Consider the following 18681-nt stretch of genomic DNA (forward strand, 5'->3'; position numbering starts at 1 on the left):
AAGCCTCCCGATGGAGGCTTCTTTCCGTTAATCAAAATAGTAAAACCTAATGTTAAATTTTAATACAAAGCAATTATCGATCATTGAGCAACTTAACCAATCGCGAGATGTTTCTGCGCTCGAGTCATTATTTAATGAGCAAGACGCAAGTAAATTATCACTGAACAACCTATTAATTGTTCTTGAAACTGCTAATGCTCTATACCGCTCGGGCCAACCGATTATTGATGATCAGCTTTATGATGCTGTTTACTTGCAAGAATTAAAAAATAGAGAGCCAGGCCACCCATTTTTGAGCACGGTTGAACCCGAAGTTGTCATTGATAGTAAGACTGTGGCCCTACCTCAGAAAATGCTGTCTACAGACAAAGCCTATTCATTCGAAGAAATAAAAAAATGGATAGAGCGCTTAATCAAAGCGGCAAATGAACTTGATATTAATGATTCAGAAATAAACATTAGAGTTACCCCTAAGCTTGATGGTTATGCTGCTTTTGATGATGGATCTAAGCTTTATACTCGTGGCGATGGTAGCCGCGGACAAGATATCACCAGAGCATTTAAGCGTGGCCTTAAAGTTGCTGAGCAGGGTGAGCGAGGACAAGGTCCTGGCGAGATTGTTATCAAGAAAAGCTATTTTGACAATGTGTTAAGTGAAAACTTTGAGAATTCCAGAAATATACAAGCCGCGATTATTGCTGAGAAGAAAGTTGATAAAGCTGTGCAAACAGCAATCGATGCCGGCGCTTGTGTATTTTATCCATTTTCTTTAATTACTAACTGGACTGGACATTACAGTGAAGTATTAAGCAATTTTGAAGATATAGTTGAGCGTATATGGAATGCGGTTGATTATGATATTGATGGCGTTATTTTTGAAGTAACTAATGACGATATTAAACAGCATATGGGGGCCACAAGGCACCACCATAGATGGCAAATTGCGTTTAAAGTGAATGATGAGTCAGCTGAGGTTAAAGTTCTAAGAGTGGTGCCACAAACGTCAAGAACAGGGCGAGTTTCACCTGTTGCAGAGTTAGAGCCAACAAAACTAAGCGGCGCTACAATAAGTCGCGCAACCGTGCATCATTATAATATGGTTAAAACCAATGGCGTTGGTCCTGGAGCTGTTGTACAACTGGTTCGAAGTGGTTTGGTTATTCCAAAGATTGAAAAAGTAATAACAGCGGTATCTCCCGAACTGCCAGTAAATTGCCCTAGTTGTGGTACTCATATTTTATGGGATTCGGATCATTTGGTTTGCCCAAATAAAACCGACTGTCCAGCACAAACTGAAAACACTTTAGTTCATTTTTTCAAAACGTTGGGTAATAACGATGGTTTCGGCCCTAAAGTTATTGAGAAACTTCATGAGCATGGACTTAAACGAATTCATGAAATTTATGATGCTGCAAAAAATAGCTTTGTCGGCTTTGGTTTTGGTGACAAAACCGCCCAAAATCTAGTTGAACAATTAAAAGCGAGCAGAGAGATAGAAATAGAGGATTGGCGATTCCTTGCGGCATTTGGTGTAAGTAGACTTGCCGGCGGCAATTGCGAGAAGCTGTTACAGCATCATTCCTTAGATGAACTTTTTCAAGCCGGTGTTGAAGATTTAGTTAAGCTTGATGGTTTTGCCCAAGTTAGCGCTGAAGCGATTGTTGAGGGATTAGAAAATGTAAGAGAAGAGTACTTTAAAGTTAAATCATTAAACTTTAACTTAGCTATAACAACTAAAATTTCTGAACAATCAACTGTTGAAACACCAATTCTTGGCAAGGTGATCGTATTTACAGGCACTATGTTACAAGGCTCTCGTGGCGATATGGAAAAACAAGCCAAAGCACTTGGTGCTAAAGTAGCTAAATCTGTTTCCAGTAAAACCTCTTACCTTGTAGCGGGGGAAAAAGTTGGAGCAAATAAAATCAATGCCGCTAAAGACAAAGGGGTTTTGGTGTTGTCTGAGCAAGAGTACCTTGAGTTATTGAGTGATGCCTAACTCCTTGATGGCTTGATTTTCTATTACTTGAAATGATTTGTTAAGGCTTTCATTATTAGCAACTGTTATCATCGCGTTGGCTAAAACTGACGCTTCTATAGGCTTAACAGCTTTCAGTGGACCGATAAACATAAATGAGAACACCTTACAAAAAAGCGCGGTAATGTGTTCTAAACGCCTAAACTCTTTCCTATCACCTAGTAATAAACTTGGTCTAAACACAAAAGTCGCATTTAAATTTAATGTTTTTAATGCGCACTCCATCTTACCTTTTATCTGGTTGTAAAATGAATTGGACTTAGGGTTTGCCCCTAATGCACTAATCACTAGAAATTTATTCACAGCATGCTTTTTAGCTAATTTGGCTATATGAATAACCAAGTCATGATCTATGTTAGTAAATGCAGTGCGACTACCCGCTTTTTTGATTGTAGTGCCTAAACAACAGAATACTTCGTCTACGGCAAACAAATCTTCGTTACTGTTTATATCATCAAAATTGACAACTACTTGGGTTAGTTTTTTATTAACAACCGGAAGTGGGGCTCGAACAGCAATAATCACTTTTCGGTAATTATCATTATCAAGTAATAATTGCAAACAATGTCGGCCTGTTAAACCTGATGCGCCCAAAAGTAAAACTGATTTCATCTGTACTATATTCTCTATCTTTTTTATATCATTTTGTAGTAAAGAATAGCATTTTTATAATAAATTTTAATTAAAGAATGAATGAAAATTCACTTGAGAAATAGATAAATTTTTTATAAAAAAATGCTTGCAAATTTTCAGGCCAATAAAAATAAGGGGTGTGAAAAGTTATCCACTGATTCTGTGCAAAACTTTTTTTCTCTGCTATGAGCGACTGTAATTAAACTGTAACCGCAATGTAATGTTACGAAATTTCGTAATTGTAAATCATAGCTTACCTTATAGTGCCCATATTATAAGGGATTAAGTTTTATGCACAGTGTTATCCACAGGTGTTTTTGCTGGAGTTTAAACATTAAAGTTCTTATTGATTTTGATTGTTTGCATAATATTCAGCATATATGAATAAATGAAACTTTATAGAATGTGAATTTCTGAAGGTATTAGCATTGGACAATTGGCACAGTTTTAATATTTGCAGCTTATTTAGTCATTCTACTGTATATTGCTACAGGCCTTATGAAAAAGGCTTTGTAGAGTAATTAAGTTTTCTTCAACTACGAAATATTCGTTATTAAAGCAGGGCGTTGTAAACAGCAACGACTAAAGCACTAATTAAGACCTTTGCCAGCAGTAAAAATTTAATTAGTACAAAAGAACAATTTAATCACCATCTACAAAATGCGCTTTATTTTAATTGGTTTACTATTTTTAAATTTTCAATTTAGTTATCAACAGTGTATAAATGCATCATTTTAGTGCGAGTTTAGAACCAAAATGCGGTCAGTTTATTTTTTTTGCTGTGCTCATTCCGACAAACATTACCAGAATAAATACCAATATTTTTTCATTGCCAGTACTAAGGTTCGCTAGGGCTGGTCCCGGACAAATCCCCACAACTCCCCAACCAATGCCAAAAATTCCAGCCCCAATAACCAACTTTTTATCGACTTCATTTTTAACAGGTAAAGCGAAAGAGTTATTTAATATTGGTTTTATCATTCGCTTTATTAATAATTGGTATCCGAGTGTATAAATAATCAAACCTCCACCCATAACGAAAGCTAAACTAGCATCCCATTGGCCAAATATATCAAGAAAATTTAGTACCTTTTTTGGTTCAACCATTTGGGCCACGGTTAAGCCCGCGCCAAAGGCCAAACCACAAATTAAAGCGATCAAATTATTTATCATACTTTTACTCGTTGATTTCATCAGAATGCTCCGAAAATATGACGAATGAAGAAAACAGTGACAATTGCTGAACTCATAAAAATGAGCGTTGCATAAATCGATCGTATTGAAAAGCGACCAATGCCGCAAATACCATGGCCGCTTGTGCAACCTGAGCCATACCTAGAGCCAAAACCAACCAAAAAAGCACCAACTATAATCGCTGGCCAGCTAAGGTCAATTTGTTGAGGCAAAGAAAACCCTATAGGCATAACCAATAAAGGCCCTATAATTACCCCAAGGATGAAAAACACTTGCCAGCTTGATCTGATCGGGTATTTATCAAATACTTGGGCAAAGATCCCTGATATACCGGCAATTTTACCGTTTAGTATTAACAGTGCTAAAGCTGAAAAACCAATAATCAAGCCACCAATTAAGGCGCTAAAAGGCGTAAAATCTGTCATCTTATATCCATAGAGTTATTAATTATTAACTTTTTTTAAATTGTTATAGTATAGTTTGATTCATCTATACTATAAAAAATTAACTTAATCTATTTATGTCTAGAAAACTACCCGCATTACATTTATTCAGCATTTTTGAATCGGCGGCAAGACTGGAAAGTTTTAAACTTGCCAGTGAAGAGTTGTTTATTACTCCTTCAGCTGTTAGCCATCAAATAAAGTCATTAGAAGAATTCATTGGTTTTGAGCTATTTGTTCGTAAATCTCGAGGCGTAAAAGTTAATGCTGCTGGCAAAATGTATCTGGATTACGTGCAGCAATCGTTAGCGTTATTGGAGCAGGGCACTAAATCAATTAAAAATAAATACCTATCACCCAGCCTTAAAATATCAACGTTTCCAACCATGGCTGCCAATGTGATAATTCCACAACTGAACTCTTTTCAACAAGCACATGCGGATATTGATATTCGTATCGAAACAGGCATGAATGTCGCTGATTTACGTTATGAAGATTTTGATTTGGCGATACGAATAGGGCGCGGTGATTGGGAAGGCGTTGAAGTTAGAAAGTTGATGGATATTCATGTTGCTGCAGTGTGCTCGGCAGAATTTGCCAATAAATATAACTTAACAGACTTATCACAATTAGGTGATGTACCTCTTATTGACTTATCTAATATGGATAGTGTTTGGCAAACTTGGGCGCAGGGCTTTGGTATTAATAATTTAACATTAAAGCACCAACTTACTTTTAGTAATTACGATACGGCTCTACAAGCTGCAGAGCAGGGGTTAGGTTTGGCTTTTGCTATGCTACCGATTGAAAATTTATTATTAGAGCGAAAATTACTTATAAACCCATTTGAACTTACGTTGAAATATCCCTTATCGCTTTATGCTGTGTATCGGAAAGAAGATAAACAGCGACATGAAATTCACTGCTTTTTAGATTGGTTAGAAAAATTTCCTGCCTTAAAAAGTTAAGGGTGAATGTCATTCACCTATAGAGTGAATATTATCCTTTTGTCAATTTTGTCTGCAATTCCTATTATTAGCCTTATCAACAAACACTATTCATTGTTAAGGAAATAGAAATGATCACTCGCAACCAAGTTACTATGTACCGTATTATTGCTTCTGTTATTGTTGCAACACCGCTAATTATTGAAGTGAGTTTTCAATGGAGTGTTTTATACGCGCTATTATACTTACCATTGGCAAGCTTAACATTAGCTATAGTGGCTAAGTATATTGATTATAAGTTGATGGCTGTGTTGTTATTACAAGAGAAACAACGAACGTTTGCTAATCAATTCCAGTTACTTACAAATCCGGTGGAGCATATACATAAACGTGCGGCATAAACCGCTACAGGTATTTACGATGGATGGTATTAGAATTAGTGTGGGGTTAAAAATAACAGTGCATTTTTTTGATCAATTTCAAATTTGAAATGCTGTAAGAAATTCATTCCTAGTAGACCATCAGCTTTGTCTAAACCTTCTAAGTCCATTACGACAACTTCAAAGTCATATAGTGCTCTACCTGCTAGCCAAAACTCCTCAATAACAACTGAAAATGCTGTTTCATTGCCTCCGGCAGTGCTTATGTTTAAACGACGATTGGTTTTTATCAAATCGGTGCTTAATAATTGTTTATAAAAGGCTGTGGAAATCACTGTTAAAGATGCTCCTGTATCAATCATTAGGTGTGACAGATGCTGTTTATTTAATGTTGCTTCAACAATAAAGTGTTGGCCTTTTCGGACTAATTTTATCCCTTCTTCGGCTAATACAATTGAATCTATTAATGTATTTAAGGCGTTAATTTGGCTAATATAATCTTCTTGGTATTTAATATTATCCAAATAATTCATTGCCGCTTGAATCTCATTTAGGTGTATATAGGCTTCGGCTAATACGAGTTGATAAGGGGGATAATTAGTTTCGTTGGCAAGCACTGGCTTAGAAAAGTTAACGATACTTTGCCATGCTTTTTGACGTTTTAAAGCGTTAGTGTGTTGCCGAAAAAGTTGATGGGCTCGTTGATGCCACATTTCTTCTTTTTCTAAGTTAAACGCATTTGCGATCAAATCATAATAAATATCTATAGCAGCACTAGGTTTATTAACCGCAACCAGCCATTCTATTTTAATTTCTAACCATTGTTCGTCAAAAGGGAAACGCGCCAAATAAGCTCGTAAAAAGCTACTTAATAAACTAAATTTACGGCTTGCTAGCCATTGATTACCTGCACTAAGCCATTGTTCAGTAATTAAGTGGCTGCTTGCTGGATTAATTGCTGCAATTTGTTCGAGGTGATCAATAGCTGCGATAAACTGGTTGGCATAAAATAATTGTTCTGCCTTTGCAATTAACAAGTTGATTTCAGCTGTTTTGTCATTTGCAACCATGGCAGGACTTAAGGCTTGCTTTAATGCATCGTTATTCGAGATGCTATTGTTAAATGGCGGATCTGACAAACCTTTGTTTGCCTGAGTTAAGTTGTTGCGAGTGAATTCAACATTATTATGATTATTTTCCTTGTGCTCATTTATGCTCTGTAATAAATAAATATTAGTACCAATAGATACGGTCAGTAATATGCTAAGTAAAACAACTAGTTTGACGTTCAAAATTTACCCTTTTTACATAAACCCATAAATTTGCAGTACCTAATTCAACATTATGAATTTGGCAGTGTTTTTTTTCTATATTCCCTATAGTAAAGTGTAACGAATGCTTAGCAAGTTTTTCATCTTTATTTTTCTAATGACAAATGAATTATTGATAAAAAGGACATTAAAACCAATCTGCATAAGAAATGGTATAAGTTAAAATATGGTTCAAATGAAGAATAAAAGAAAGGTTACTCTTTACTCAACTGAGTTTGGCTATAAAGCTGTATTTAATGCAATGGCCAGCCCATGCGAAGTACTTATAAACTCAACCGACAAATATATCGCCAAGAAAGTTGCTCATGCTGTCGCTACTGAAGCTTGGCGAATTGAAGATAAATATTCTCGTTATCTAGACACAAGCGTTTGCTCTAAAATAAATGCAAGTAATGGTGATGTGGTTGCAATCGACGGAGAAACTTTAAAACTGCTCGAATTTGCGAAACAATGTTACAACATCAGTAATGGCTTATTTGATATTACCTCCGGCGTGTTGCGCAATGCTTGGAAGTTTGATGGTAGTGTGAATGTTCCTGAAAAAAATCAAATAGCACCGCTTTTGTCCAAAGTCGGTTTTGACAAGATATTGTTGTTAGCAAACTCCATCACACTGCAACCCGGGATGGAAATTGATTTAGGGGGGATCGGCAAGGAGTATGCAGTTGATACCAGTTTATTGATCGCTAAGAAGCTTACCGATATACCCGTATTAATTAACTTTGGCGGCGATATTTCAGTATCCGGAAAACAATATACAGATCAACCATGGCATATTGGTATAGACCCCCCAGATTTTGAAAATAAACAGCCTCTTATGGTTTCAATCAATGGTGGTTCAATAGCAACAAGTGGAGACGCTCGGCGCTATTTGTTAAAAAATGGGCAACGCTACTCCCATATATTAAATCCCAAAACCGGTTTTCCGCTACTAAATGCCCCCAAGTCTATAACTGTTGCTGCACCTAATTGTATCCAAGCTGGTTTTATTGCGACTTTGGCTTTGTTGCAAGGTGAATATGCTGAAAATTTTTTAAAAAAACAAGACATAGGCCATTGGTGTATTTGGTAGAAAAGTACGTAGCTTTTTACTTTATTTGCTAAATAATGCTGTAGATCTGAATTTTTATTAGATAAAACTTTGTTTTTTAGATAAAAAACTTTTTTATTTAACAAAAATCATGTATTTTCAACCTAAGCCGTTTTTAACAGCTATAATGAAAGTTCTGAACAACGTGTAAATTAATACATTTAAATTAAAGAGATGAATATGAGTAAAGGTACAGTAAAATGGTTCAACGCCGATAAAGGCTTCGGATTTATCACTCCTGAAAATGGCGGCAAAGATTTATTTGTTCACCATTCAGAAATCCAAAGTGGCGGCGGTTACGCAACACTTAACGACGGTCAATCTGTTGAGTACACTGAAGGCGAAGGCCAGAAAGGACCATGTGCTACTAATGTGATTCCACTTTAATTTATATTAAAGTTTACATTTAGTAATATATACAATAAAAACGCTCCAAGTACATTGTGCTCGGGGCGTTTTTTTACTTCAGGGAAGAAGGAATATCAATTTACCAGGAACCGTTCCTTCACATCCCTGTGAACACGGCATTCATGACATCGTGTAAATCATGGTTTGAAATTGATTCATTTCAGGGATTAAGTAAAGCAAATCGCTAGGGACCACTCCATCACATCCTGTGAACGTGGCATACGCAACTTCCATGTTGAAAACGGTATTAGATTTGTAATTTCAAATTTTGCTCTATGCTCTTAGTTTCTCGTCTCTAGTGCCTCGTTTTTTAGCTTTTACTGTTCAGCTATCCAGTCATTTACTTTTTGTTCTAAAATACTTAGTGGTAAAGCACCATTGAGCAGCACAACATCATGAAATTCACTGATGTCGAATCGACTGCCTAATAACTTTTTAGCTTGAGCTCTCAATTCAAGTATCTTCAACATACCTAATTTATAACCTAGGGCTTGCCCTGGCCATACCATATAACGCTCTATTTCAGCTTTAGCTTCTGAATGAGGGGCACCAGTATTTTCCATCATATAGGTTATTGCTTGTTCGCGAGTCCATTTTTTATAATGAATACCTGTATCTACCACTAAGCGGACCGCTCTGAATATTTCAGCTTTCAAGCGGCCTAGATTACTATATGGATCATGCGCATACATGCCCATTTCATAGGCAACCTGTTCTGCATACAAAGCCCAACCTTCAACAAAGGCATTATATGCGGCCAACTTTCTTAACAGCGGCATATTTTCTTGCACCATATTTAATGAGGCTTGCCAATGATGACCTGGATTAGTTTCATGAAATGTTAATGTTGGCAGATCAAATTTCGCTAAATTTTCAATATCCCTTAAATTGATCCAGAAAATACCAGGTTTTGAACCATCTAAACTTGGCGGGTTATATTGACCACCCGATGTGCCGTCTTCAATTTCTTTAGGAAATGCCTTCACTTCTACATTATAACTGATGGGAGTCTTAAACTGCTCTGGCATAATCTTATTAATCGCGATAATTTGGGCGTTTAAGTCATCAATTACTTGTTGCCGACCTTGTTCTGTATCGGTATAGGCAAACCTTGGCTCTTTTGCCAGGGCAACTAATCGCTCGGCAACACTTCCTTGTAAATAATTTAATTGCTGTAAAATCGAATCCATATCGGCATTAATTCGGGCCACTTCCTTAAGGCCTAAATCATGAATTTCATCAGCAGTTAAATTTGAATTCGCTTGGGTTTTAATCGTGTACTGATAAAATTTTTCACCATTAGGTTGAGCCCAAATACCATCGAACTTGGGGGCTTTGTCTTGTACGCTGTTGATTGTTTGAATGACTTGAGTCAAAGCTGGATATATTTTAGTAGCAAGTATCGTTTTTACTTTATTAACCAATAACTTTTTATCTGCTGTATTTATTTGCGCTATTTTATTTATAGAATCACTAAAATGAGTAAATAAAGTATTATTTTGTACAGGAACGTCAGTATAGCCAGTTAAATAATCGATGCTTGAACGGATGATTGCCGCCGGTGGGAGCCATCCTTGTTGGCTGTCTTTAATAAATACTTGTTCAACTTGTTTGATCTGCTGTGCAAAGGCCTCTAAGCGAGAAATATAATCATTAGCATCATTAGTTGAGGCTATCTCTTTACCATCGGTAAAAGTATAAAGAGTATCGATTAAAGGACCGTTAATTTGAGTAATAATAAATGGTTGATGACCAAAATATGAATCAATAAAACCGATATCATGGTCGGGTGAACCGGCAAAGTAACGATATAAATTTGCCATCACTCGACGGTTATCTTCATCATTTTCTTCGTGGTTACTTTCTAAGTTTGCTAGTAAGCTTGCTGTTTTTGCCAAGCTTTGTCTAAATTGTGCCGTGGCTTCAATATCGTAATTATCAAGTAGGTTTTGATAATAAAAACCTGCATCACTATTTTTAACGCCAACCATTGAGGCAAATTGAGGTTTATATTCTAGAAACGTTTTAGTCGATTTATCGATCGTTTCATAAAGTGATATTTGCTCTGGCTCGGCTAAAGCGGTGATCACTTCTATTTGTGGTTTTTGTTTAGATTCTACTATGGTAACTATTTGCTCTTGGTCAGAACAACTTGTACAAAGTAAGGTCGTTGGTATAAAAAGCATGAATGCTAATTTCATTTTGTTTAGCCTAAAGAGATCCAATATAAAGAGTTTACCGTATTATTTTTAATAAGTTATATAATTTTGCTTTGTTTTAGGCGATGAAGCTTTTACAATTTAACTATCAACGAATATGAAGCTTAGATATGAAAAAAATATTATTAATTGCCTTTACTGTATTTACATTGATTGCTTGCAGCACATCGCCAACGGGGAGAAGGCAGGTACTTCTTCACTCATCTAGCGAACTCGATAAAATGGGCGCGCAATCATTTGAACAAATGAAAGAACAAGAACTTATCAGCAAGGATATGAAAGTAAATCAGTTTGTACAATGTGTTGCCAATGCGATTACCCCTAATGTTAACTCTGATGTTCATCAAGGGGAATGGGAAATTGTTGTGTTTGATTCTGAGCAAATCAATGCTTTTGCTTTACCTGGCGGGAAGATTGGTGTTTATACCGGGATATTGAATGTGACAGAAAATGCGGATCAACTTGCTGCAATTGTAGGCCATGAGATTGCTCATGTAATTGCTCAACATTCCAATGAACGATTATCGTCAAACCAATTGTCTCAGGGGGCTTTGGTTGTTGCTGGAGTTGCAGCTGCATCGAGTGATATTGATAATAAAGCGTTAGTTGTGGCAGGGGCAGCCGTTGGGATGAAATACCTTTTGTTAATGCCGTACAGTAGGGCACATGAATCTGAAGCTGATATTATTGGCCAAGATCTAATGGCAGAGTCAGGTTTTGACCCAAGGGCAAGCGTAAAACTTTGGCAGAACATGGCAAAACAGAGTAAAGAAGCGCCGCCAGAGTTTTTCTCAACTCACCCGTCAAATCAAACTCGAATTACAGATTTAACCAATCATTTACAGTTCTCAGAGCCTTTATATGCTCAGCGTAGTTCTAACCCTGAATGTATCAAACCGGTTATACCTAAACCTAAAGCGAAGCCTAAACCTAAGCCCGCTAATGAAAAGAGCAATGATACGAAAAAAACTTAACATTTAATTAATTTTGGATAAATAGAAAAAACCCTAAAAAATAGACTTTTTTTTAGGGTTAACCTCTACAGTAATTGCCTTTACTATGCTAAACTTGCCGCCGAATTTATTCCGAACAAGAAAGAAATATGTCTGATTTTACAAGTATTGAACAACGCGTAAGTTACGGCGTTGGCCGCCAATTAGGTGAGCAGTTACGTAACAACCCTTTTAAAGATTTTGAAGTTGCCGCTGTACAAGCTGGTATTGCTGACGCTTTAGCTGATGCTGCTAGCCAAGTAAGTCAAGAAGACTTACAAGCTGCTTTCACTGTAGTGTCTGAAAAACTTCAAGCACAAGAAGCTGAATTAGCAAAAGAAGCATCTGCTGCTGGTGAAGTATACTTATCTGAAAACGCTAAACGTGACGAAGTTACTGTTACTGAATCAGGTCTTCAGTATGAAATACTTGAAACTGGCGATGGCGAGAAGCCAACTGCTGCTAGTACTGTTAGCTGTCACTACCACGGTACATTTACTGACGGTAACGTATTTGATTCATCTGTTGAACGTGGCCAACCGGCTGAGTTCCCAGTTGGTGGCGTTATCGCTGGTTGGACTGAAGCATTACAAATGATGCCTGTTGGTTCAAAGTGGCGTTTACACGTACCATACAACTTAGCGTACGGTGAGCGTGGCTCACAGGGTGCAATCCCTCCTTACGCTACTTTAGTATTTGACGTTGAGCTTTTAGCTATCGTTTAATATTTTAAGAAAACCGGGGCTTCCCCGGTTTTTTTTGGAAAAATATTAAAGAAACGAGAAACGAGAAACTAAAAGCGTGATCTGGTTTTGTTTATATATAGTATGTGAAGCAACAAGAGGGGAAGTTTAAAAGGAAGAAGTAAGAAGTAGCGACAGAAATAGAATAGGGTAACATTACAGAACAGCACATTGCTTTTCGTTTCTCGTTTCTAGCCTCTCGTTTCTAATAAACATATTTGCAATAACGGCTGCTAAGTCGGTATTGCAAAAATGTTTAATAACAAAAAGAGAATTAACAATGACAAAAGTTGCCATTTTAGGTTGTGGCGGCCGTATGGGTCGAAACTTGTTACAAGCTGCACTAGAACATGAAAAAGTTGAATTAGTTGGCGGTTACGTGCGTGAATCATCTAGCTTGAATGGCGTTGATGCAGGTGAACTTTGTGGTTTGGGACTAAAAGGCTGCCCAGTAACCTCGGAGCTTAACCAATTAGATGCTGCCGATGTTTTCATTGACTTTACTTCTATTGAATCTACAAAAGCGCACGTTAAATGGTGTAACGATAATAACAAAGCGATTGTTATTGGCACAACCGGATTTAACGAAGATGAAGTTAATGAATTACAACAGCTAGGTAAAGACATACCTGTAGTGCTAGCCCCTAATACCAGTGTTGGCGTTAACTTATTATTTAAGTTATTAGAAATCACTTCAAAAGCAATTGGTAACGAAACCGATATTGAAATTTTTGAAGCACATCATCGCTTTAAAAAAGATGCGCCTTCAGGTACCGCAATGAAAATGGGGCAAGTCATTGCCGATACATTAAATCGTGATTTAAATAAAGTTGCTGTATATGGACGTGAAGGAATTACTGAAGAACGTGCAAAAGATACCATTGGCTTTGCCACGGTACGTGCTGGCGACATTATTGGTGAACATACCGCGTTTTTTGCTGATCTTGGTGAGCGTTTAGAGATAACGCATAAAGCGACCTCAAGAATGACATTTGCACTTGGCGCAATGCGAGCAGCAGTATGGCTCAAAAATGCACCAAAAGGATTTTTCGACATGCAAGATGTGCTTGGATTGAAATAGATAACTATCTATTTTAGCAGTTTGAACATGCTTTTATAGTAAGTTGTGTTAAAACTGCAAAAATCTTTAAAATTGTTATGGACGAATTGCGCTGTAACGCGTAAAATACGCCGATTTTGCCGAAAAATAATTTTTGGCATGAAATATACATAATAATTACTATTTGTTCGGTTGCTAACCATAAACACTTAGTAGTTATTGATACTTTGATTCATTATGGAGGTTAAATTGACTAAATCTGCCATCTTGGTACTGGAAGACGGTACTATTTTTAAAGGCACTGCTATTGGCGCAGAAGGCACATCAGTTGGTGAGGTTGTATTCAATACAGCAATGACTGGCTACCAAGAGATCTTAACAGACCCATCTTACGCTGAACAAATCGTCACTTTGACTTATCCCCATATCGGAAATACCGGTACCAACGCTGAAGACGCAGAATCTGCGAACGTTTGGGCTAAAGGTTTAATCATTCGTGATTTGCCATTGTTAGCAAGTAACTTCAGAAATGAACAAAGCTTAAGTGAATACCTTATCGCTAATAACATTCTCGGTATCGCCGATATTGATACTCGCAAACTTACTCGTATATTACGTGAAAAGGGTGCTCAAAATGGTTGTATCATAGCTGGTGACAACTTAAATGTAGATGAAGCATTGGCTCAAGCAGAAGCATTCCCTGGTCTTAAAGGTATGGACTTAGCAAAAGTAGTTTCTACAAAAGAATCTTATACATGGACCGAAGGCAGTTGGCAGCTAGGTAAAGGCCATGTAACTCCAGATGAGCTTCCTCATCATGTAGTGGCTTTTGATTTTGGCGCAAAACGTAATATTTTACGTATGTTAGCAGACCGTGGTTGTAAACTTACCGTGGTGCCTGCACAAACTTCTGCAGAAGAAGTGTTAGCAATGAATCCAGATGGTATCTTCTTATCAAACGGTCCAGGTGACCCTGAGCCATGTGATTATGCCATTGCTGCAATTAAATCCTTCCTTGAAACAGATATCCCAGTATTCGGAATTTGTTTAGGTCACCAATTACTAGGTTTAGCTAGTGGCGCACAAACAATTAAAATGAAGTTTGGTCATCATGGTGCTAACCATCCAGTTAAAGATATTGAGCGTGACGTTGTAATGATCACTTCGCAAAACCACGGTTTTGCGGTAGATGAAAGCAACTTACCGAGTAACTTAACTGCCACACATAAATCATTATTTGATGGTTCATTGCAAGGTATTCATCGTACTGATAAGCCTGCTTTTAGCTTTCAGGGTCATCCTGAAGCAAGCCCCGGCCCACACGATGCCGCACCTTTGTTTAATCACTTCATTGATTTGATTAACACCAAGAAAAATAATGCTAGCAAAGCCCAATAGACTGATTAACTAGAGTAAATAAAATGCCAAAACGTACTGACATAAAAAGTATTCTGATATTAGGTGCAGGTCCAATAGTAATTGGTCAAGCCTGTGAATTTGACTATTCAGGTGCACAAGCCTGTAAAGCTTTACGCGAAGAAGGTTACCGAGTAATACTAGTTAACTCGAACCCTGCAACCATCATGACCGATCCTGAAATGGCCGATGCAACTTACATCGAACCAATTCACTGGGAAGTTGTGCGTAACATTATTGAAAAAGAACGCCCTGATGCCGTGTTACCTACTATGGGTGGCCAAACTGCTCTTAACTGTGCTTTAGAGCTTGAAGCGAAAGGTGTACTTGCTGAGTTTAACGTTGAAATGATCGGTGCAACTGCTGATGCAATCGATAAAGCAGAAGATCGAAGCCGTTTTGACGTTGCGATGAAAAAAATCGGTTTAGATACACCACGTGCGAAAATAGTACATACCATGGACGAAGCAATCGCAGCTTCCGAATTCTTAGGTTTCCCATGTATCATTCGCCCATCATTTACTATGGGCGGAACTGGTGGTGGTATCGCATATAACCGTGAAGAGTTTGAAACTATTTGTACTCGTGGTTTAGATTTATCACCAACTTCAGAGTTATTGATTGATGAATCATTAATTGGTTGGAAAGAATATGAAATGGAAGTGGTTCGCGACAAAAATGATAACTGTATCATTATTTGTTCGATTGAAAACTTCGACCCTATGGGGATCCATACTGGTGACTCAATTACTGTAGCACCGGCACAAACCCTTACCGATAAAGAATACCAAATCATGCGTAACGCCTCAGTTGCAGTATTACGTGAAATTGGTGTTGAAACAGGTGGTTCAAACGTACAGTTTGGTATTTGTCCTGATACTGGCCGTATGGTTATCATCGAGATGAACCCGCGTGTATCTCGCTCATCGGCATTAGCGTCAAAAGCAACTGGTTTCCCTATTGCGAAAATTGCAGCTAAATTAGCCGTAGGTTACACGCTTGATGAATTAAGCAACGATATTACTGGCGGTGCAACTCCAGCATCGTTCGAGCCGACAATCGATTACGTAGTAACGAAAATTCCTCGTTTTAACTTCGAAAAATTTGCTGGCGCAGAAGATAGACTTACTACGCAAATGAAATCTGTTGGTGAAGTTATGGCAATTGGCCGTAACCAACAAGAATCAATGCAAAAAGCATTACGTGGTTTAGAAGTTGGCGTTAACGGCTTCGATCCTATTGTTGATGTGACTAAGCCTGGTGCTAAAACTAAAATCATGCATGAATTGCAAGAAGCTGGTGCAGACCGTATCTGGTATGTTGCCGATGCATTTCGTTTAGGTTTAACCTTAGAAGACGTATTCCGTACGACTAAAATTGACCGTTGGTTCTTAGTACAAATTGAAGACATTATTAAAGAAGAGCAAAACATTGCTGCTGGCGGTATGTCTAGTTTAACAACTGACTATTTGCGTAAGCTGAAGCGTAAAGGTTTTTCTGATAGCCGCTTAGCTGATGTTATTGGTGTTGCTGAATCTGAAATCCGCAAAAAACGCCATAATGCTGAAATTTTCCCTGTATACAAACGTGTTGATACCTGTGCCGCAGAGTTTAGTTCTGACACCGCTTATATGTACTCAACGTATGATGAAGAGTGTGAAGCTAACCCTACTGATAACGACAAGATCATGATCCTTGGCGGTGGCCCTAACCGAATTGGTCAAGGTATTGAATTTGATTACTGTTGTGTACACGCAGCTTTAGCATTACGTGAAGATGGCTTTGAAACAATCATGGTTAACTGTAACCCTGAAACTGTTTCTACCGATTACGACACATCAGACCGATTATATTTTGAATCAGTAACATTTGAAGACGTACTAGAAATCGTACGTGTTGAAAAGCCAAAAGGCGTTATCGTGCAATACGGTGGTCAAACACCACTTAAATTAGCACGTGCATTAGAAGCTGCTGGCGTACCAATTATTGGTACTTCGCCAGATGCCATCGACAGAGCTGAAGATAGAGAACGTTTTCAACAAGCGGTTGACCGTTTAGGTTTATTACAACCTGAAAACGCTACCGTGACTTCACTTGATGAAGCCATGGCAAAAGCTGAAACTATTGGTTTCCCATTAGTTGTACGTCCATCTTATGTATTAGGTGGTCGCGCAATGGAAATCGTTTATGACCTAGACGATTTACGTCGTTATATGACTGAAGCGGTAAGTGTATCTAACGATTCACCGGTACTACTTGATCACTTCTTAGATGATGCTATTGAAGTTGATATCGACGTTATATGTGACGGCACTGATGTAGTTATTGGCGGTATTATGCAACATATCGAACAAGCTGGCGTTCACTCTGGTGACTCTGCATGTTCATTACCTGCGTACAGCTTAAGCCAAGAAATTCAAGATGTTATGCGTAAGCAAGTTACAGCATTAGCCTTTGAATTAGGCGTAAATGGTTTAATGAATACGCAAATGGCCGTTAAAGACAATGAAGTTTACTTGATTGAAGTTAACCCGCGTGCTGCTCGAACTGTACCGTTTGTATCTAAAGCAACAAGTGTTCCTTTAGCGAAAGTGGCAGCGCGAGTAATGGCTGGTACGTCATTAAAAGAGCAGGGCATTACCACTGAAGTTATTCCTGAGTACTTCTCAGTTAAAGAAGTTGTAATTCCATTTAACAAGTTCCACGGAAGTGATCCTCTAGTTGGCCCTGAAATGCGTTCAACCGGTGAAGTGATGGGCACAGGTGATACGTTTGAAGAAGCGTATGCTAAAGCTAACTTAGGCGCAGGTGTTACCTTACCTAAAACAGGCCGTGCATTAATATCAGTTCGTAATAGTGATAAAGAACGTGTTGTCGATTTAGCTCGTCAATTGGTTGAGTTAGGCTTTAGCTTAGATGCAACGCATGGTACTGCCGTTATTTTAGGCGAAGCAGATATTCCGGTTCGTTTAGTGAATAAGGTTCATGAAGGTCGTCCACACATTGTCGATAGAATTAAAAACAGTGAGTACAGTTATATTATTAACACCACTGAAGGTCGTAAAGCGATTGAAGATTCTAAACAAATACGTGGCGCTGCGTTACGTTATAAAGCAACTTATACGACAACGTTAAATGCTGGGTTTGCTGTTTGTATGGCACATTCTGCAGATGACAGAAATAAAGTTAACTCTATTCAAGAATTACACGAAAGGTGTCAATAATGGCTACGTACCCTATGACAGTTCAAGGTGCTGACGCCCTTAGAGAAGAACTGGTTTATTTAAAACAAACAAAACGCCCTGAAATTGTTGCATCAATTGCTGAAGCACGTGAACACGGTGATTTAAAAGAAAATGCTGAGTATCATGCTGCTCGTGAAGAGCAAGGTTTTTGTGAAGGTCGCATTCAAGATATTGAAGGCAAACTGGGTAACGCGCAAATTATTGACGTAACTAAAATACCAAACACGCACAAAGTGATTTTCGGTGTTACTGTTACCTTACTTAATATCGAAACGGATGCTGAAGTAACTTACCAAATAGTTGGTGATGATGAAGCCGATATTAAGAACAACCGCATTAGTGTTAATTCACCAATTGCGCGCGCTCTTATCGGTAAAGTAGTTGATTCAGAAGTTGAAGTGAAAACGCCTGGTGGCGTTGTTGAATACGAAATTATCTCGGTTGAGCATAAATAAAGTTTCATTCGCTACATACTCTTAAAATTTGAACGCCCGTTAATGAAAGTTAACGGGCGTTTTTTTGTTCATAACAATCTTGCCTTA

16 protein-coding genes are annotated in these 18681 nt (G+C 37.9%); 11 read left to right on the forward strand and 5 right to left on the reverse strand.

The genetic code is table 11. From position 1 onward, the window contains the following. The first annotated feature begins 49 nt into the window (after positions 1-49). On the forward strand, positions 50-1999 hold the full coding sequence (locus RI844_RS01230; RefSeq protein ID WP_348396665.1) for a helix-hairpin-helix domain-containing protein: 1950 nt from the start codon (positions 50-52) through the stop codon (positions 1997-1999). On the opposite strand, the gene RI844_RS01235 is transcribed toward RI844_RS01230, so the two are convergent. The 3 genes from RI844_RS01235 to RI844_RS01245 all read right to left on the reverse strand — a co-directional run bounded on the left by RI844_RS01235 (position 1982) and on the right by RI844_RS01245 (position 4290). Further along, complete coding sequence (locus RI844_RS01235; protein WP_348396666.1) at positions 1982-2650, reverse strand: NAD(P)H-binding protein; 669 nt, start codon at positions 2648-2650, stop codon at positions 1982-1984. The genes RI844_RS01230 and RI844_RS01235 overlap by 18 nt on opposite strands. Positions 2651-3433: 783 nt before the next feature. Next, the gene (locus RI844_RS01240; protein WP_348396667.1) at positions 3434-3865 is read right to left on the reverse strand and encodes a YeeE/YedE family protein; all 432 of its coding nucleotides are present in this window, start codon (positions 3863-3865) and stop codon (positions 3434-3436) included. Further along, on the reverse strand, positions 3865-4290 hold the full coding sequence (locus tag RI844_RS01245) for a YeeE/YedE family protein (RefSeq protein WP_348396668.1): 426 nt from the start codon (positions 4288-4290) through the stop codon (positions 3865-3867). The genes RI844_RS01240 and RI844_RS01245 overlap by 1 nt, the downstream gene beginning before the upstream one ends. Before the next feature lie 95 nt (positions 4291-4385). On the opposite strand from RI844_RS01245, the gene RI844_RS01250 reads away from it, so the two are divergent. Together RI844_RS01250 and RI844_RS01255 are read left to right on the forward strand one after the other, a co-directional pair. Next, positions 4386-5276: a LysR substrate-binding domain-containing protein gene (locus tag RI844_RS01250; protein WP_348396669.1), complete on the forward strand. Its 891-nt coding sequence runs from the start codon at positions 4386-4388 to the stop codon at positions 5274-5276. Positions 5277-5386: 110 nt separating this feature from the next. Next, complete coding sequence (locus RI844_RS01255; protein WP_348396670.1) at positions 5387-5656, forward strand: hypothetical protein; 270 nt, start codon at positions 5387-5389, stop codon at positions 5654-5656. A gap of 35 nt (positions 5657-5691) precedes the next feature. Here RI844_RS01255 and RI844_RS01260 read toward each other — a convergent pair whose 3' ends face one another. Next, the gene (locus RI844_RS01260) at positions 5692-6927 is read right to left on the reverse strand and encodes a retropepsin-like aspartic protease family protein (protein WP_348396671.1); all 1236 of its coding nucleotides are present in this window, start codon (positions 6925-6927) and stop codon (positions 5692-5694) included. A 214-nt stretch (positions 6928-7141) separates the two neighbouring features. Between RI844_RS01260 and RI844_RS01265 the strand changes: the two genes are divergently transcribed. Next, complete coding sequence (locus RI844_RS01265; protein ID WP_348396672.1) at positions 7142-8038, forward strand: FAD:protein FMN transferase; 897 nt, start codon at positions 7142-7144, stop codon at positions 8036-8038. Between the two features lie 198 nt (positions 8039-8236). Next, positions 8237-8443 (forward strand): cold-shock protein, encoded by a 207-nt coding sequence (locus RI844_RS01270; protein WP_348389055.1) that lies wholly within the window; start codon positions 8237-8239, stop codon positions 8441-8443. A 338-nt stretch (positions 8444-8781) separates the two neighbouring features. Here RI844_RS01270 and RI844_RS01275 read toward each other — a convergent pair whose 3' ends face one another. Further along, positions 8782-10665: a DUF885 domain-containing protein gene (locus tag RI844_RS01275; protein WP_348396673.1), complete on the reverse strand. Its 1884-nt coding sequence runs from the start codon at positions 10663-10665 to the stop codon at positions 8782-8784. A gap of 128 nt (positions 10666-10793) precedes the next feature. On the opposite strand from RI844_RS01275, the gene RI844_RS01280 reads away from it, so the two are divergent. The 6 genes from RI844_RS01280 (at position 10794) to greA (ending at position 18594) form a co-directional block, all read left to right on the forward strand. Further along, positions 10794-11657 (forward strand): M48 family metallopeptidase, encoded by an 864-nt coding sequence (locus RI844_RS01280; RefSeq protein WP_348396674.1) that lies wholly within the window; start codon positions 10794-10796, stop codon positions 11655-11657. Between the two features lie 128 nt (positions 11658-11785). Then, positions 11786-12400: an FKBP-type peptidyl-prolyl cis-trans isomerase gene (locus tag RI844_RS01285; protein ID WP_348396675.1), complete on the forward strand. Its 615-nt coding sequence runs from the start codon at positions 11786-11788 to the stop codon at positions 12398-12400. 298 nt (positions 12401-12698) lie between these two features. After that, positions 12699-13499 carry a 4-hydroxy-tetrahydrodipicolinate reductase gene (gene dapB / locus RI844_RS01290; RefSeq protein ID WP_348396676.1) on the forward strand — a complete coding sequence of 267 codons (801 nt, stop codon included), beginning with the start codon at positions 12699-12701 and terminating at the stop codon, positions 13497-13499. A gap of 228 nt (positions 13500-13727) precedes the next feature. Then, on the forward strand, positions 13728-14876 hold the full coding sequence (gene carA, locus RI844_RS01295) for a glutamine-hydrolyzing carbamoyl-phosphate synthase small subunit (protein WP_348396677.1): 1149 nt from the start codon (positions 13728-13730) through the stop codon (positions 14874-14876). A gap of 23 nt (positions 14877-14899) precedes the next feature. After that, positions 14900-18118 (forward strand): carbamoyl-phosphate synthase large subunit, encoded by a 3219-nt coding sequence (carB, locus tag RI844_RS01300; RefSeq protein ID WP_348396678.1) that lies wholly within the window; start codon positions 14900-14902, stop codon positions 18116-18118. Further along, positions 18118-18594 carry a transcription elongation factor GreA gene (gene greA, locus RI844_RS01305; RefSeq protein ID WP_348396679.1) on the forward strand — a complete coding sequence of 159 codons (477 nt, stop codon included), beginning with the start codon at positions 18118-18120 and terminating at the stop codon, positions 18592-18594. The genes carB and greA overlap by 1 nt, the downstream gene beginning before the upstream one ends. The last annotated feature ends 87 nt before the right edge of the window (positions 18595-18681 follow it).

Source organism: Thalassotalea fonticola (genome assembly GCF_032911225.1).
Taxonomy (GTDB): domain Bacteria; phylum Pseudomonadota; class Gammaproteobacteria; order Enterobacterales; family Alteromonadaceae; genus Thalassotalea_A; species Thalassotalea_A fonticola.

Coding starts and splice junctions, on each gene's coding strand:
- RI844_RS01250 (WP_348396669.1), top strand. CDS start 4,386: ATGTCTAGAAAACTACCCGCATTACATTTATTCAGCATTTTTGAATCG.
- dapB (WP_348396676.1), top strand. CDS start 12,699: ATGACAAAAGTTGCCATTTTAGGTTGTGGCGGCCGTATGGGTCGAAAC.
- carB (WP_348396678.1), top strand. CDS start 14,900: ATGCCAAAACGTACTGACATAAAAAGTATTCTGATATTAGGTGCAGGT.
- RI844_RS01285 (WP_348396675.1), top strand. CDS start 11,786: ATGTCTGATTTTACAAGTATTGAACAACGCGTAAGTTACGGCGTTGGC.
- RI844_RS01280 (WP_348396674.1), top strand. CDS start 10,794: ATGAAAAAAATATTATTAATTGCCTTTACTGTATTTACATTGATTGCT.
- RI844_RS01230 (WP_348396665.1), top strand. CDS start 50: ATGTTAAATTTTAATACAAAGCAATTATCGATCATTGAGCAACTTAAC.
- RI844_RS01270 (WP_348389055.1), top strand. CDS start 8,237: ATGAGTAAAGGTACAGTAAAATGGTTCAACGCCGATAAAGGCTTCGGA.
- greA (WP_348396679.1), top strand. CDS start 18,118: ATGGCTACGTACCCTATGACAGTTCAAGGTGCTGACGCCCTTAGAGAA.
- RI844_RS01245 (WP_348396668.1), bottom strand. CDS start 4,290: ATGACAGATTTTACGCCTTTTAGCGCCTTAATTGGTGGCTTGATTATT.
- RI844_RS01240 (WP_348396667.1), bottom strand. CDS start 3,865: ATGAAATCAACGAGTAAAAGTATGATAAATAATTTGATCGCTTTAATT.
- RI844_RS01255 (WP_348396670.1), top strand. CDS start 5,387: ATGATCACTCGCAACCAAGTTACTATGTACCGTATTATTGCTTCTGTT.
- RI844_RS01275 (WP_348396673.1), bottom strand. CDS start 10,665: ATGAAATTAGCATTCATGCTTTTTATACCAACGACCTTACTTTGTACA.
- RI844_RS01265 (WP_348396672.1), top strand. CDS start 7,142: ATGAAGAATAAAAGAAAGGTTACTCTTTACTCAACTGAGTTTGGCTAT.
- RI844_RS01235 (WP_348396666.1), bottom strand. CDS start 2,650: ATGAAATCAGTTTTACTTTTGGGCGCATCAGGTTTAACAGGCCGACAT.